The organism is Roseovarius sp. S88 (assembly GCF_037023735.1).
In the GTDB taxonomy this organism is placed as follows: Bacteria; Pseudomonadota; Alphaproteobacteria; order Rhodobacterales; family Rhodobacteraceae; genus Roseovarius; species Roseovarius phycicola.
Genome location: NZ_CP146069.1, coordinates 1,529,245 through 1,544,452 on the forward strand (window position 1 = coordinate 1,529,245; position 15,208 = coordinate 1,544,452).

Genomic DNA, 15,208 nt, shown 5'->3' on the forward strand with positions numbered 1-15,208 from the left:
TGGTGTAGTACCTAAAAATGACCACGCCCGGGTCTACTTTCCGGGCGTTGTCACCTGCATATCAGCGCTGATAAGGCTGGCCAGCTTGAGACGCTGTATTTTGCCAGAAGGGCCTTTTGGCAATTCATCAAGGAAATGCACAGTGTCAGGGGTTTTGAAAGACCCTAGACGTTCCTGACAGATGTTCAACAAGGCCGCAGACGTGAGCCCCGAGCCGTCCCGAACGCGCACAGCCGCTTCTATGGTTTCTCCGTAACGTTCACAAGACCGGGCAAAAGCGGCGGCCTCTACCACGTCTGGATGCGTATAGAGCGCTTCATCGACCTCTCGCGGGGCGATGTTCTCTCCGCCCTTGATGATCAACTCTTTCAACCTGCCAGTGACAAAGACGTAACCTTCCGCATCTTTCCGCGCCAGATCACCCGTCCGGAGCCAGCCGTTTCGAAAGGTGTCAGCCGTAGCGTCCGGGTTCTTGAGATACCCGCGCATGACGTTGGGTCCACGCACCACGATCTCGCCTTCTGTCTCAACAGGCACGGACGCTCCCGCGCCATCCTGAATGTCCACTTCGCAGCCAAAGGCGATGCCCGGTGAGCCAATTTTACGGACGCCTGGGGGCAGGGGGTTTGAGAGAATTTGCGCTGCAGTTTCTGTGAGCCCCATGGTCTCAACAATGGGAATTCCAAACCGGGCTTCAAAGGATGACTGCGTCTCAACCGCCAGTGCCGAGGAGGCTGAGCGGCCAAATCGCATCCGCGCGCGGCACGCTGCGGCTGGTTCCGCCGATCCATGCAGAAGATGCGAGATGATCGTTGGCACCACGGAGAACCACGTGATCTCTGCATCGTCCGCCTGTTCCCAGAACTTTGAAGCCGAGAACTTTGGCACAATCGCAAGCGATCCACCTGACACCAGGCTGCCTATGACCGTCACGCACAGCCCGTTGATGTGGTAGACCGGCAAAACGCAAAACCCGCGATCCTGCGGCCCGAGATCATGTGCGATGGCTGTGGTCCATCCACCGGCCAGAAGACTTGCATGGCTGTGAAGCACACCTTTGGGACGCCCCGTAGTGCCGGATGTGTACATTAAGAGCGCGTCATCACCGGGCATGATCTCATGCAGTTGGGCTGTGGCATGGCCCTTCAGGGGAAGGGCGATCACGCCAGCATCATTTGCCGCGTCAAAAAGTGCAGTGCAGTCTGGATGCACATAGCCAAACCGTGCCTCGGAATGATCCAGCGCATAGGCAATGGCATCCCGTCCAGCGGCCAGGTTAATCATCGTGGCGCGAAACCCACCATAGAGCGCGCCATAAAACGCCAAAAGGCTTTCAAAACTGTTGGGGGCAACCACCGCAACACTTTCGCCTTTGCCGCAGCCAATGGCGGTCAGTTGCGCAGCGAAGGCCTGTGCGCCATCACGCAAGTCGCGCCAACTTTGCGTTTGTCCGTCTTCCGGCAACACCACTGCGACGCCGCCCGACGCCGCCCGCGCGTCAAGCCAATCGCGAACAGTTCCCTCAGGCGGCGTTGTGCGCGACAGAATCATTGCCCTGCAACGTCCCAATACTCAGCGAAGATGTCCTCTAGGCTGGGTTCGCATGCTGGAATTTCACGAATGATCTTAGTGGTTTGCAGAAAATGCTTCCAGTGCACATTCTCATCCACCGCATTGCCGCCCCACGCCCCGCAACCCATCGAGAGTGAAAACGGCATTCCGTTGGTGAAAGACCCGCCTGTGGCAAAGGTATGCGCCTGATTGACGATGATGCGGCTTGTTGGGATTTCCCGCGCGAGCCTGTGCGCGCGGTCGTCTTTGGATGAATGCAGGCCGATCGAATGTCCTGCGCCCTGATGGTTTTGAATGGCCCGTGTGATCGCAACCGCATCGTCAAAATCCTGCGCACGATAGAGCGCCAGAACCCGGCTGAGTTTCTCGCCGCTTAGTGGATGATCCGGGCCGATGCCGTTGGTGGGCACAGCGATGTATTCCGTGCCGTCAGGTACCGCATCTTTGAGTCCAAGCGCCGTGATCATCTTGTCGGCATCCTGCGCGATGACCGCGCGGTTGAGATGCCCATCAGGCCAGAGCCGCGCCACGATACCCGCCTCATCCTCGACCACCGCGCCACCCGCGCGCGCCATGGCGGCGACAAAGGCGTCATAGACCGCGTCCACGACCACCACAGCGTTCTCCGACGAACAAGATGTGGCGTTGTCAAAGGTCTTGGAGGCCCGGATTTTCTCTGCAGCCTGATCGAGATCGGCGGTTTCGTCCACGATCACAGTGACATTGCCTGCGCCCACCGCCACCGCAGGCGTGCCGCAGGTCTGAGCCCGCACAACGTTGTTCTGACTGCCCGTGGCCACGACCTTGTCGCAGGTTTCCATCAGGCGTTGAGTTTTCTCCTTCGATCCAGGGGCTGGGATCACTTGCACCAAATCGGGGTTTTCCCCGATCTTGGCGAATTCCGCGTGAATGAACTCAAGTAGTTTTTCGCAAGAGGCCACGCCCTTGGGCGACGGGGCCACGACGATGGCATTGCCGCATTTCAGCGCGTTAATGATGTTGTTCGCCGGCGTCGCCGCCGGGTTGGTTGAGGGCACAATCGCGCCGATGACCCCCATGGGACGCGCAATCTCGGTAATTCCTGTTTCTGCATCATCGCGGATAACACCAAAGGTTTTTACATCCTTGATGTCGCGCATCAGACCTAGAGTCTTGCGATGGTTCTTGGTGATCTTGTCCGGCACATTGCCCAGCCCGGTCGTTTCAACCGCGAGCTTGGCCAGGGTCTCATTGCGCCCCGGTTCCATGATCGCCCAGGCAGCGGCCTGTGCCGCGCGGTCATAACGTGTCTGACTACCCTCAGCCTCATACCGCGCCTGTGCTGCGCGTGCACGCGCTACGATGGCATCAAGCTCTGCAATGGGATCAGGGGCATTCATGTCGGGTCATGTCCGTTTGTGTTGGGGTAGGGTGGGTTTCAAACCCACCCTACGGTTGGTTTAAAGACCTGCGAGCAGCTCTTTGAGCGTCTCTTCGCGGGCTTTCCACATCGCAAGCACCTCGTCGCGGGTCATGATGTGCATTGGACTGCCGCCCGCCTTCATGCGCTTGGCCACACGGGCGTTTTCGAACATCGCGGGCACGGTCTCAGCCAGCTTGTCGATGATGCCTTGTGGCGTGCCCTTGGGCACCATAACGCCGCGGAAATTCACCGACGCGTTGTCGATATCGAAGCCTTGCTCTTTCATCGTTGGCACGTCTTCAAGGAACTCGTTGCGCTCCAGATCAAAAACGCCGAGGATTTTTACATTGCCCGCTTCGCGCGCACGAAAGGCATCCGAGAGGTTGTTGACCCCGCCCAGCACTTCGCCCGCAATCACGGCTTTCATGGCACCCGCACCACCCTTGTTGTTGGGAATATAGGCCAGCTTTACGCCTGCAGCTTTTTCAAGCTGAAGCGCTGCAATGTGGTGACCCACAAAGAGGCCCGCACCGGAAAAGGTAAGCTTTCCAGGGTTTTCCTTGGCGTAGTTCACCACGTCTTCCATTGAGTTGAACTCGCTGTCAGCGGCGACAACAAAAACCGCTGGGTCGGCGCCCCAGTTGGCGATGGGCTCAAAGTTTTCGGTAGAATACTCCACGCCGCCCTCAATGGACTGCGCGATGAAGTGCGGCACGTTGTAGGCCGCCAGCGTATAGCCATCCGCATCGGCCTGCGTGGCAAACCAGTTCCAGCCGACCCGACCGCCCGCACCGGGTTTGTTGATGATGGCAATAGGCATGCCAAGCGCATCCTCGTTGCCTGCCGTCATGGTCACGATACGCGCCTGAAAGTCGGTGGCACCCCCGGCGCCATAGCTGACCATCAGCATCACAGGACGGTCAGGGTATTCCGCATGACCATCGGCAAATGCGCCGCCTGTCAGGCCCATTAAGGCAATGGATGCCGCTGCAAGTAGTTTCTTCATAGGTTTTCCTCCCTTGGTGTGATCTGCCGCCTTTGCGGTTCAGAATAAGATTTCTTTTGGTGTGAAGACGGTGAGCAATTGGGCAAAGAGCCCGTACATCACCGCAAGAAAACCGGCTGTGATGAGTGCGCGTTTGATCCATGTGCGCGCCTCGCCATGCGGAGCCGGGTCGTAAAGCGATAACAGAATGAAAAAGGTGATCGTTGATGCGGTGTAAAAGCCCAAAGCCTTGGCTGCCCAGAAGATGTATATCAACGCGACAATCAGGCCTGGCAAGATGTTGATGATCGCGACGCGGCTCAGGCCATTGCCTACCTTGGTGCGCCCCAGTACCGCCTTGCCAAAGGTCCAGAGGGCCAGAACCAAAAAGACCGTCGAGATCAAGCGCGGGAACAGAAACGCATCTGCAGGTTCCTGCGTGTAACTGATGTAAGCGACCGCTATGCCGACGGCGGCAACAAGACCGCTGGCGATGATGTGCTGCATGCGGGGCAGGTCGGTCATGACAGGCTCTCCTCTTTGAGCACCGCGTCATCCTTTGTGGTGTAACGTTTGTCGCGCAGTTCCATCCAGAGCGAGTAGCCGATGGAGGCCACGACAATGCCGATCAGAACAAGGTTGAGCGTGCCGGAGAAGAAGTATTCCCCCATGCTCGACGTGGCATTGGCAATCATCGAGCCTTGGATAAAGTTGGCCTCGGCGATCGGCCCAAGGATAAGGCCGAGCACCAGGGGGGCTGCTGAAAAGCCGAAGCGCTCAAGGAAATACATGCCCGTTCCAAGCGCCATCATGACATAGACATCGCCCATGGAATTTTGCACCGAGTAGCTCCCGAAAAGCGCAAGGCCCAGCACCACAGCGGCCATCACTGCATTTGGAACCTGCGCCACCCGCGCTGCCAACCCGGCCACGTAGAGACCAAAGATACACATAAGGATCTGGCCAATGAGCATGGAATTAATGAAGGTCCAGGCGACATCAGGGTAGTTGTCAAAGAGATCGCTGCCCGGAAAAATACCATGGATCAGCAACCCGCCCAGCAGCACGGCGGCGGTGGGCGAGCCGGGGATCGACAGGGTGAGAAGCGGTACAAGCGAGGGGCCAACCATGGCGTTGTTGGCACTTTCCGCAGCGATGACACCCTCGGAATGCCCGGTGCCGAATTTCTCGCGTTCTGGACTGGTTTTCTTGGTTTGGTCATAGGCCACGAGACCCGCGATCTGACCGCCCACACCGGGAATGAGCCCGATAATGGACCCGGTGATCGTCCCGATGGAGAGCGCACGCTTGCGGCGGAACACCTCGCCAACCGCTTGGCCAATAGGATGTTTTTCGACTGCAATGACTTCTGCGTCCAGTCGTTTACGCCCCTTGGCAAACATGGTGATGACTTGTGGAATGGCAAAAAGCCCAATCAGGGCCGGGATCACGTTGATGCCCCCGGCCACCGCGTCATGGAAGATGAACCGCTGCGCGCCCATGATGTCGTCAAAGCCAATTGTCGCCAGCCATAGGCCGATGCAGCCTGACAAAAGCCCTTTGACAACAGAGCTTGAATCCAAAGAGCCAATGATGGTCACACCCAGAATGGCCAGCCAGAAAAGGTGACTTGGCCCAAAGGCCAGCGCCCATTGCGCCAGAACCGGGGTCAGGAAAATGAGCAACAACACCCCGAACACCCCTCCGACGGCCGAGGCGAGAAAGGATAGCTGCAGCGCTCGCGCGCCTTGTCCTTTCTGCGCCATCGTATGCCCGTCGAGAGTGGTGGCAATATTGGCCGGGGCACCGGGTATCTTAAGCAGAATGGCACTCACAGCGCCGCCAGCCACGGTTGATGTGTAGGCGGCCCCAAGCAGGATCAGACCCTGTGCAGGCTCCAGTCGGAAGGTGAAGGGGATCAAGAGTGCCACGGCCATGGTCGGCGACAACCCCGGCGTCGCCCCAAGGATCAGACCGCCAATCGTTCCAATCAACAGCAGCCCGAAATTGATTGGCGTGAACACGTCGCCCATATAGGCCAGAAATTCCAACTCAGATGTCCTCCCCCAGTCCGCGAAAGTGATTGACCGGTCAGGGTAAGTGATGAAAATAGTTTTGCAAATGTTTTCATTTTTAACCGGTGAATGCTTGGTATATGACTGATAAAAATATCAAAAAAGCGGATATTATAGCGGTTGCAAAGGCCGCGCGCGTATCGCCGTCGACCGTATCGCGTAGCTTCAATCATCCAGAACTGGTCAAAGCCAACACGCGCAAGAAGATCGACGCGGCGGTGCGCAGGCTGGGATACATCCGCAACCGTGCTGCCCAAACCATTCACGGCATTCGTAGCGGCACAATCGGGTTGATTGTGCCCACGATCGACCACGCGATCTTTGCCGAACTTGTGCAGAGTTTCTCGGATGCGGTCGAGGATCTAGGATTTACTATTTTGTTGGCCTCGCATGGGTACAGTCTTGACCGCGAATATGCGCTCACCCGCAAGATGCTGGAACATCGCGTGGACGGGATGGCGTTGATTGGCATTGAGCATTCCGAAGATACCTACGGCCTGCTTGACCAGCAGTCGATGCCGAGTGTTCTGCTTTGGAACTACTCCGACGAGGCCCCGTTCACCTGCGTTGGGTCGGATAACTTTGAGGCGGGCAAACTCATTGGGACGCATGTGGCTGGTCTGGGGCATAGGGACATCGCGACATTGTTTCCTCCGCTTGCCGGAAATGATCGCGCGCAGCTGCGATTTGACGGCGTGCGACATGCATTGAACGCCCATGGTGTACGCATCCGTGATGACTGGATATTTGAAACGCCCTACAGCGTGGCCGAGGCGAAAATGGCGGTCGAGACCCTGATCAAGGCCGACAAACAGCCCACAGCTGTGATTTGCGGGAATGACGTCCTGGCTTGGGGCGCCATCTATGGGTTGATGAAAAACGGTCTTAGTGTCCCCGATGATCTGACGGTGACTGGTATTGGCGATTTCAAAGGATCCAAGGAATTTGAACCCGGACTGACAACCGTACGCATCCCGGCGCGGCAAATCGGGGCGCAGGGGGCCAAACGGATCGTCGAGGCCATTGTATCGGACGCGCCGGTGAGCTTCGGGGACCGCATTGCGCCAGAACTCATTGTGCGCGCAACAAGCGCAATTCGCGACATCGAACACTAGCTTGAGTTTTTCGAATGAATAGGCGTCAAACGATAACGCAAGAATGGCGCGTAAGTCTGCGGCGGCAAGTCCCGATTGTTTCCAGATCGATCATTTTTTCAGCACGCTTGGGCGACAAACCGCCAGCCCGTCGAAGCTGAGGAAAAGAACCACAGTTTGGCCACATTTTCCGGCGATTCCGGGAGCGTGGATGCGGGCGTTCTTCCGGGGTCAAGATGTCGGTTATGACTCGCAAAACAGGCATGTTTTCAAGGCTATCGGGGCAAATGATATGAAACCAACTGTGATCGGAATAGGAGCGCAGAAATGCGCAACCTCATGGATGCATTCAGTGCTGGGTGTGCACCCGCAAGTGGGGGTGTCTGACCCCAAGGAAGTGGATTTCTTTTCTTACTATTTTGACCGTGGATATCAGTGGTACGAGCGCCATTTCAGCCACCTGGCAGATTGTGTGGCGCGGTGCGATACATCGCCGTCTTACTTCTATGATCCGCGTGCGGCTGAGCGCGCTTGGGGCTACAACAACGAACTCAAGATCATTGTGCTACTGCGCGACCCCGTGGCACGCGCCTACTCCAACCATTTGCACGAGGTGATCAAAGGGCACATTGAACCGCAGAGCTTTGAAGAGGGCCTGCTGAACAATCCGGCCTACCTTGAGCAAGGGCGCTATTACACGCATCTGAAGCGCTGGGTGGACACATTTGGACCACAACAGGTTCTGGTGTTGATCGCCGAAGAGATATTTGCCGATCCAGTCAGATCTGCGGCAAGCGTCTATGACTTTGTTGGCGTGAACGCCAATTTCGTCTCGGCCGTGGCGTCTGAACGACGCAATATAAGCGATGTGGCGCGCTCGCCCGGATTGCGCCGTGCGCTGCGTAGTGGCGGAGACTTGATGCGGCGCGTCGGTCTGGAAGAACAGCTTGTGAGGATAAAATCCACCTCGCCAGTGGCCGGTATTCTGAAGGCAAACAGCGCCGACATCCGCGACCAAGTCCCACCAATGCAGGAGAGCACCAAACACCACCTGTCGGAGTATTTCGCCCCTGAGGTTCTGGACCTTGTGGACATGTTAGGGCGCCAGTCTTTGCCGTGGCCAACATGGGAGCATGCGGCCGAAGATATGACTAGGACACCGATTGCGAGTTGACCTGTCCAAAAGACACAGTCGCGAAAGCGTTTCAACTGTTGTGCGCGTTTCGACTTTGTTTGATGTCCCAAGTTGAAGTCGAAACGCTCTAGTCAGGAGTTCACAACGTGACACTGATTGAAAGAAATATGCTGACCCCGCCGCACGGAGAGGGCAGAGAACCCCCGAGCATGGCGCATGTCTTGTCCTCAGCAATCAAGGCCATTCGCCGTCATCTTTGGCTCGTGGCGGCATCGGTCGGCGCTTGTTTTGTCCTCTCGCTGATCAGCATCGTCGTCATGACCCCTGTCTATCAGGCGACCACGACGATCTATATCGACCCGCGCGAAAGCCGCGGGTTCCAAGAGGCGGGCGGCATTTTGCTGAGTTCAGATGCGCTGGTGGTGGATTCCGAAGTGGAAATCCTGATGTCGAACGCGCTGGCCGAACGTGTTGTGGACAAGCTTGGCCTTGCAACACTTGATCCCGGAGAAGACGAAGAGCCTGCAAGCCCAAACTTCACAGCCCGGCTCAAATCACTCTTTGTGGCAACCGAAGACGCCGACCAAACGGGCGTGCTGAGCCCACAGGAGGCAGCCAAGCGACGGGCGGTCTCGAAACTGCGCCGATCCATGGAGATCGGGCGACTGGGCAACACCTATGTGATCGAGATCACCGCCAAGCACACCGACAAACAAAAAGTTGCGGCCATCGCCAATGCCTATAGCGCCGAATATCTCACCAGCGGCCTGGAAGTGCAGGCCGAACGCCTCGCCCAACTCAACACCTGGTCCTCCACAGCGCTTCGGGAGGCGGTGGAAGAACTGGAACTGGCCGAACAGGAGGTCAACCAGTTCCGTCTTGTGAACCAAATCGATTCCGGGGACAGGCAGGTGGTGGGCACCGAATTGTCAGAATTGAACATTGCACTGGTCACGCTGCGCAATGAACGGTTTGACAAGGAGCTTTTGCTTGAACGCGTGCGCAAGGTTCTCGGCGATGGCACCACCGCAACCGACGTGACCGATCTTGGCGTGGCAGAGATCGAACAAATCCGCGCGGAAATCCTGCAGGCCGAGATTGAGGTCGCGCGAATGACCGCAAATGGCACGCGCAGCTCGTTGCAGGCCAGCATTATCACCGGTGAACTGGAGGCGATGAAATCGCAGCTTGCTCTTCAATATGAGCGGTACGCTCGTGAGCTTCAGACCCAGATCGAGTTTTCGCTGGCCGAAGAAAAACGATTGTCAGACCGGGGCGATGCCTTGCGCGCGGATGTGGCGACCGTCTCTGAAAAGGAGGCCAAGCTGCGTGAGTTGCAGATGCGTGCCAATGGCGCACGTGCGGTGTACCAGGCCTTGCTGACGCGGTTCCACGAAACTTCGGATGATTTTGCCTATAACACCAGCTCGGCAAGGGTTCTCACCGCTGCGCAAGTGCCCGCAGGACCTAGCGCTCCGCAAAGCACAAAAATTCTGGCGCTGGGTCTTGTGGCTGGAGTTTTCCTCGCGCTCGTCGCCATCTTCCTGCTTGAGCAACTCGACAATCGCATTCGCCAGCCCCGCCAGATCGAGGCGCTGGGCCTGCGCTACATTGGTGCGGTCCCACGTATGTCGGCCGTGTCGTTGCCTTTTGGGTTGCACCGGCTTTGGAAACAAAAGGACATCAATGCCCCTGCATTGAGCGGGGGTAAACGCGAACGTGACATCGCACAGCTCAGTTACGCGGTGGATTTTCCTTTGTCAGAATTTTCAGAAACCATCCGGTCTATTGTCTTTGATGCCGTGGCGAGCAACCCTTCGGCAGAAAACGCACAGATCATAGCTGTGACCTCGACCTCACCGGGGCAGGGCAAGTCGACCCTCGCGGCCAATATCGCCGCCTACTACGCCAAACAGGGCAAACGCGCGCATCTGATTGACTTTGACCTGCGCAATCCCGACTTGTCACAGGTTTTTGCCACCCGCCGGTTCGAAGGCAAGAGCGAAGATGGTTCAGGTGCGGACGCAACAGTGCAGTCCGAAAACCCGATTACCGACTTTGACTTTTCAGGGCGTCTTGAGGCCTCCAACGCCGCCGACATGATCGAATTGATCAACCCTGGCACCATTGTGAAGTATCTCGAAAGCCTGAAGGCGGACTATGACGTGGTGGTGCTGGATATTGGTTCGCTTAGTGAAAGCTCGGATGCACGTATGTGCGCCGATCTGGCCGACTATGTCGTCCTTGCGGTTCGGTGGGGCTTCAACACAGCTGAACAGTTTGAGCTGTCACTTGCGCGTGGCCTCAATCGAACGGGCAAATCGGTGGGGGCGGTTTTGACCATGGTGCCACCGTCGGCCGAGCTGGAAAGGTCAGACCTGCGTGAAGGCCCGGCACGCCCGCAAGTCGCCGCATAGGAATACCACTATGAGCCAGTATCACAGCACCTCGGTTGCCGTTTTCGCCCATAATGAAGCGGACGGGATTGCCGCCAATATCCGCGCGATTCAGAATGCGGGACTGGGCGCTGATGATCTGGTCTTTGTACTGATCAACGGAACCACGGACACCACGGAAAGCATCGTCGCCGCGATGGCTCAGGACGACCCACGTATTCGCCCTGTGGTGATTGAACTGGGTGACAAGGCCAACGCCTGGAGCTTCTACGTCAATCATCTGGCGCCCCAGGCATCTGATTTGCATGTTTTCGTCGACGGCGATGTGCAGGTTTCCAAAGGAGCATTTGACGAAATCCATGCCAGCCTTGCCGTGCATCCCGAAGCCATGGCCGCATCGACCTTGCCCCGCGGCGGGCGCACGGCGAAAGCCTGGGCGCGGCGCATCCTTCATCATCATGGCATGCCGGGCAATTTCTACGCCCTGCGCGGAGAGACGCTGGCCCGCATAAAGGCGCAGTCGATCAACATGCCGGTGGGACTGATTGGCGATGATCCGTTCCTGCGCTGGCTGTTGCTCAGCGGGCTGGAACCGGGCGCGCGTCCTGACCCCGCCCGTATACGTCCAGTGCCAAATGCCACATTCACCTATCAATCCATTCCGATCACAAGCTGGCGTGGGCTTCGGGCGCTTTGGGCACGACAGATGCGTTACCAGTTGCGCGACCTGCAGATGAACCTGCTGCGCGAGCACCTGACGACATATGGTCTTTCGGCCATGCCACGCAGGATTGATAGCCTATATGACCGCGCAACCCCGCTGATGGCGCTCAAAGGACAGATCAAGCTGCGCAAACTGGCATTCTTCTACACCTACCTGCGGGCCCGTGCGAGCCGCGCGCGGCCACTTCGCGCCGCGGCCTGGTACGAAAAATGAAACATGTGACAGCGAGAGGGGCGATCGCGATATGGCGCTGTTGAAATCGGGCAAGCCCAAACGCCCCACATCACGCAAAACAAACCGAGCCCATGCGTTTGCGCCTGATTTTTTCATCATTGGCGCCATGAAATCCGGCACAACGACCCTGCACCAATATCTTGACCAGCGCGATGATGTTGGCATGGCGCGCATCAAGGAAACTGACTATTTTTTGCAAGATACCCACAAGGCTTTGGGGGTTGATTGGTACAAATCGCAATTTGATCTGACACGTGCCTGCCTGGGCGAGGCGTCGCCGAATTACACGAAATACGATATTTTCCCCGGTGTGCCGGATCGTATCTATGCTGCGGCTCCAGAGGCCAAGCTCATCTTTATTGCCCGCGATCCCGTGACGCGATTTGCGTCGCACTACCGACATTCCTGGCTGCACGGGCATATGCGTGTAGCGCCCGAAGATCTGCTGGCCAGCGACAATGGTCGCCACATGGTTGAATGCAGCCGTTATGCCGCGCAGCTCGAAAAGTACCTTGAGGTGTTTGACCGCTCGCAGCTTTTGATCGTCGACTTTGACCAGCTTTGCGAAATCCCCCAAACGGTTCTCGATGAGATCGCCAGGTTTCTGGAACTGGATCCCGAACGTGTGAGCGAGCTGGCCGCAGCCAACACCGCGGACCATGTCGCCCGTATTCCACCTTTTATCAAACGGGCTGCCCGATCCAAACTGGCGCGAAGGGTTGACCGGTTCTTTCCCAATGGGACCAGGCAGGCGCTGGGCCGCGCCCTGTCACGCCGCGATCCGATCGATGTGCCGGGTTTGGGCGAAGAGATTCTCAAGGCGGCGGCTGAGATGATGCGCGACGACGCACGTCGCTTTCGAACACTGGCTGGACAGGATTTTTCGCAATGGTCCGTGTGAGCTGCATCATTTTGGTATCGTTGTTCTTCCTGGGGGCAGCGCCTCTACAGGTGCAGGCAGGTCCGGACATGTCGCGTTACACGCCTGTGCTGATCGAGGAGTTTGATCGCCCGCTTAGCCGCTTTGATGGCACAACCGGCATATGGCGAGATTATCCGCGACGTCAGAAATATATCGGAAACGGCCCGCCGTCGCTTTACGTCAATCCCACGATGACCCGGCAGGACGGTTCACCGCTTGGGCTTGATCCGTTCAAGGTTGAGGGTGGCAAGCTGCACATTGCCGCCGCACCCATTCCAGCGGCCGACCTGCACGATGTGCAGGCCCTGTTACGACAGGCAGGCTACAAAGAGAAAGCGGTGCAGACCGTGCGCTACTACACCGGCTCGCTGTCCACATTTTCCAGTTGGTCGCAAACCTACGGATATTTTGAAATGCGCGCCAAATTGCCCGAGGGCAAGGGGCACTGGTCTGCCTTCTGGCTCGTGCCGTCGGTCAACGGCTGGCCGCCGGAGATCGACATATTCGAAGTACTGGGCCGCGAAAATGGCAGCAAAGGGCGCGGGTCGCCAGACAATCGCGTACATCTTCGCGTGCATTTTGATGAAATCGCGGCGGATGGGTCCCATGCGCCTGAGCTAACCTTGTTCAACCCGTTTGAAATCGTCGAAGGCGCGCCGCAACCCGCCATTCGGCGCGAACGCGACAGGGGACCGAGATTCACCTTTGCCAAGACCGTAGATGTCGAAGCCGCCTTTGAGCGTCAGATTTTTGATGAGTTCAACACATATGCGCTCAGCTGGACGCCAGACGAGATCGTCTGGTGGTTTGGCTCCAGTAGCAATGACTTGCGTGAGATCTATCGCGCGCCCACTCCTCGTGACGTCACTGGGCCCATGGCAGTTATTTTCAACAATCAGATCGGCGGTAAATGGGCAGGCGCGCCCGATCCGGACAAGGACGCGCATACATTCGCAAGTACGTTTGTCATCGACTATGTCAAAATCTATGCGCAATCCCCTGAAACGAAAATAGAAACCGACGAAGCTATTATCTTTGGAAGCAACGCCGATGAGCACCTCGCCGGAAGTGCGGCGTCACAGGCATTTCATCCCAAGGGAGGATTTGACATCCTGTCTGGTGGCGGAGGTGCAGATCGGTTTGTGATCGCAGGGGATAGCGGGTCCAAGGTTATAACGGATTTTACGACTGACGATGTTCTCGTGCTGACAGGCTGGACGTTCAACACCAGTGCCGATGCCCTAAGCCGATTGGAACAGGTCGGACCCGATCTATGGCTGATCGACGAACAAGAGCCGCACGCCCCTCAAACCTTGATCTTCCGCGATCTCAACCGTGCGGATATGACAGCAGCGAATTTCGACTTTAGGCCGCGCGGATGACCACGACGGCCGTCACCAAATTCGCCGCGCCATCAGTGCCCAAACCGGGCCGGGTCCCCGCCGGTGGTCTTGTTTGGGCCGCTGCGGGCTATGACCTGATGCTGGCGACCATGATCATCGTCGCGGGCAGCCAGGGCATTCACCGCTTTCTGCCGCCCTTGCTGTTGTGGGCCTTGATCTACGCCATGGTGTCTTTGAAATACGCCACCCAGCTGCGCACGCTCTTTGATGTACTGCGGCAGAATATTGCGATCATGGCCTTTCCTTTAGTCGCGGCGTTATCTGCGGTCTGGTCGGTGGCACCGGGGGCGTCCGCCTATGCGGCGATGCAATTGATCGTGACATATTTGGCTGCGATGTGGATAGGCTGGCGATATGCACCTCGAGATATCGCTCTGATCGTGCTTTTGGCCCTGTCGCCGCTGACAGCCCTGTCTCTGGTCAACTGGGCCACGGGCATGTTTGGTGAGGTCTATTCCTACACAGGCGGTCTATTGGGCATCTTCAGCAACAAGAACACGCTGGGGCGCATGTCACTGCTCTTGGGGATTGTGACCATAGCTCTTCTCGTCGGACGCAAATCGAGCATTCCGCGTCTGGTTTTTCTGGGTGGAGTGTTTGCCATGGCGGCCCTGGCGCTCTTTCTCTCAAAGTCCGCCACATCGGCGATTGTCATGCTGGCCTCCGCCGGGTTTTTTGTTCTGCTCACGCAACATCGCTATCCCGCAGCGCTTCGATTGGCGATCTTCGGCTTGGGTGTAATTGCGGTCATGACCACATTGATATCCATGGCCTTCGGCGGATTTGATCCCATCGCAGAAATTCTAAACGCCTTTGGCAAAAGCTCTAACCTCACAGGGCGCACGACGCTTTGGGATATTGCCACGCATCAGATTGCGCAGACACCGTGGTTGGGCGTCGGTTTTGACGCTTATTGGGACACTGGTGCGTTTCTCGCGGTTGATCACGTACAGCGCGCCTATGGCGAAGGGTTGATCAGTTTTCACAATTTCATACTGGATATCTGGGTGACCTTGGGTTTGCCCGGTCTGATCGGAATCGCGATCACACTCCTGTCAATCCTGCTCATCTTTGTGCGCTACTACATAATATCGCCCGCGGTCTGGCCGGCCATGACCCTGACGCTCTTTGTGGCGGGGGTCGGCGTGGCCTTCTTCAACCCGCTGCTGCATGCACAACATGGCAACCTGATTGTCATTTTTGTTGCGCTCGCAGTTTCGTCGCGCATCGAAATTGCCCGCCTGAGCGCGCAAACTCGAACGTAGT

Annotated in this window: 12 protein-coding genes; 7 read left to right on the top strand and 5 right to left on the bottom strand. The window is 57.3% G+C overall.

Annotation, left to right across the window (positions count from 1 at the left end):
• Window positions 1–33: 33 nt before the first annotated feature.
• The 5 genes from RZ517_RS07765 to RZ517_RS07785 are packed head-to-tail and all read right to left on the bottom strand — an operon-like array spanning window position 34 to window position 5,992.
• Window positions 34–1,551 (bottom strand): AMP-binding protein, encoded by a 1,518-nt coding sequence (locus RZ517_RS07765; RefSeq protein WP_338550881.1) that lies wholly within the window; start codon window positions 1,549–1,551, stop codon window positions 34–36.
• The gene (gene sauS / locus RZ517_RS07770; protein ID WP_338550882.1) at window positions 1,548–2,951 is read right to left on the bottom strand and encodes an acylating sulfoacetaldehyde dehydrogenase; all 1,404 of its coding nucleotides are present in this window, start codon (window positions 2,949–2,951) and stop codon (window positions 1,548–1,550) included. The genes RZ517_RS07765 and sauS overlap by 4 nt, the downstream gene beginning before the upstream one ends.
• 60 nt (window positions 2,952–3,011) lie before the next feature.
• Complete coding sequence (locus RZ517_RS07775; protein ID WP_338550883.1) at window positions 3,012–3,980, bottom strand: tripartite tricarboxylate transporter substrate binding protein; 969 nt, start codon at window positions 3,978–3,980, stop codon at window positions 3,012–3,014.
• Between the two features lie 39 nt (window positions 3,981–4,019).
• Window positions 4,020–4,484: a tripartite tricarboxylate transporter TctB family protein gene (locus RZ517_RS07780; protein ID WP_338550884.1), complete on the bottom strand. Its 465-nt coding sequence runs from the start codon at window positions 4,482–4,484 to the stop codon at window positions 4,020–4,022.
• Window positions 4,481–5,992, bottom strand: coding sequence for a tripartite tricarboxylate transporter permease (locus RZ517_RS07785; RefSeq protein ID WP_422395574.1), 1,512 nt, complete (start codon window positions 5,990–5,992; stop codon window positions 4,481–4,483). The genes RZ517_RS07780 and RZ517_RS07785 overlap by 4 nt, the downstream gene beginning before the upstream one ends.
• Before the next feature lie 122 nt (window positions 5,993–6,114).
• On the opposite strand from RZ517_RS07785, the gene RZ517_RS07790 reads away from it, so the two are divergent.
• The 7 genes from RZ517_RS07790 to RZ517_RS07820 all read left to right on the top strand — a co-directional run bounded on the left by RZ517_RS07790 (window position 6,115) and on the right by RZ517_RS07820 (window position 15,207).
• Window positions 6,115–7,149, top strand: a complete 1,035-nt coding sequence (locus RZ517_RS07790; protein WP_338550886.1) for a LacI family DNA-binding transcriptional regulator — start codon at window positions 6,115–6,117, stop codon at window positions 7,147–7,149.
• A 271-nt stretch (window positions 7,150–7,420) separates the two neighbouring features.
• A complete protein-coding gene (locus RZ517_RS07795) occupies window positions 7,421–8,302 on the top strand; it encodes a sulfotransferase domain-containing protein (protein ID WP_338550887.1) in 882 nt (293 codons plus the stop codon).
• Between the two features lie 170 nt (window positions 8,303–8,472).
• Complete coding sequence (locus tag RZ517_RS07800; RefSeq protein ID WP_338550888.1) at window positions 8,473–10,680, top strand: GumC family protein; 2,208 nt, start codon at window positions 8,473–8,475, stop codon at window positions 10,678–10,680.
• Window positions 10,681–10,690: 10 nt separating this feature from the next.
• On the top strand, window positions 10,691–11,596 hold the full coding sequence (locus RZ517_RS07805) for a glycosyltransferase (protein ID WP_338550889.1): 906 nt from the start codon (window positions 10,691–10,693) through the stop codon (window positions 11,594–11,596).
• 31 nt (window positions 11,597–11,627) lie between these two features.
• Window positions 11,628–12,518 carry a sulfotransferase gene (locus RZ517_RS07810; protein ID WP_338550890.1) on the top strand — a complete coding sequence of 297 codons (891 nt, stop codon included), beginning with the start codon at window positions 11,628–11,630 and terminating at the stop codon, window positions 12,516–12,518.
• A complete protein-coding gene (locus RZ517_RS07815; protein ID WP_338550891.1) occupies window positions 12,506–13,921 on the top strand; it encodes a family 16 glycosylhydrolase in 1,416 nt (471 codons plus the stop codon). Before RZ517_RS07810 ends, RZ517_RS07815 begins: the two co-directional genes overlap by 13 nt.
• Window positions 13,918–15,207, top strand: coding sequence for an O-antigen ligase family protein (locus RZ517_RS07820; RefSeq protein ID WP_338550892.1), 1,290 nt, complete (start codon window positions 13,918–13,920; stop codon window positions 15,205–15,207). Before RZ517_RS07815 ends, RZ517_RS07820 begins: the two co-directional genes overlap by 4 nt.
• The last annotated feature ends 1 nt before the right edge of the window (window position 15,208 follow it).

Excerpts from the sequence above, each read along its gene's own strand:
- RZ517_RS07790 (WP_338550886.1), top strand. The coding sequence starts at position 6,115 with ATGACTGATAAAAATATCAAAAAAGCGGATATTATAGCGGTTGCAAAG.
- RZ517_RS07800 (WP_338550888.1), top strand. The coding sequence starts at position 8,473 with ATGGCGCATGTCTTGTCCTCAGCAATCAAGGCCATTCGCCGTCATCTT.
- RZ517_RS07775 (WP_338550883.1), bottom strand. The coding sequence starts at position 3,980 with ATGAAGAAACTACTTGCAGCGGCATCCATTGCCTTAATGGGCCTGACA.
- RZ517_RS07820 (WP_338550892.1), top strand. The coding sequence starts at position 13,918 with ATGACCACGACGGCCGTCACCAAATTCGCCGCGCCATCAGTGCCCAAA.
- RZ517_RS07805 (WP_338550889.1), top strand. The coding sequence starts at position 10,691 with ATGAGCCAGTATCACAGCACCTCGGTTGCCGTTTTCGCCCATAATGAA.
- sauS (WP_338550882.1), bottom strand. The coding sequence starts at position 2,951 with ATGAATGCCCCTGATCCCATTGCAGAGCTTGATGCCATCGTAGCGCGT.
- RZ517_RS07780 (WP_338550884.1), bottom strand. The coding sequence starts at position 4,484 with ATGACCGACCTGCCCCGCATGCAGCACATCATCGCCAGCGGTCTTGTT.
- RZ517_RS07795 (WP_338550887.1), top strand. The coding sequence starts at position 7,421 with ATGAAACCAACTGTGATCGGAATAGGAGCGCAGAAATGCGCAACCTCA.
- RZ517_RS07815 (WP_338550891.1), top strand. The coding sequence starts at position 12,506 with ATGGTCCGTGTGAGCTGCATCATTTTGGTATCGTTGTTCTTCCTGGGG.
- RZ517_RS07785 (WP_422395574.1), bottom strand. The coding sequence starts at position 5,992 with ATGGGCGACGTGTTCACGCCAATCAATTTCGGGCTGCTGTTGATTGGA.
- RZ517_RS07810 (WP_338550890.1), top strand. The coding sequence starts at position 11,628 with ATGGCGCTGTTGAAATCGGGCAAGCCCAAACGCCCCACATCACGCAAA.
- RZ517_RS07765 (WP_338550881.1), bottom strand. The coding sequence starts at position 1,551 with ATGATTCTGTCGCGCACAACGCCGCCTGAGGGAACTGTTCGCGATTGG.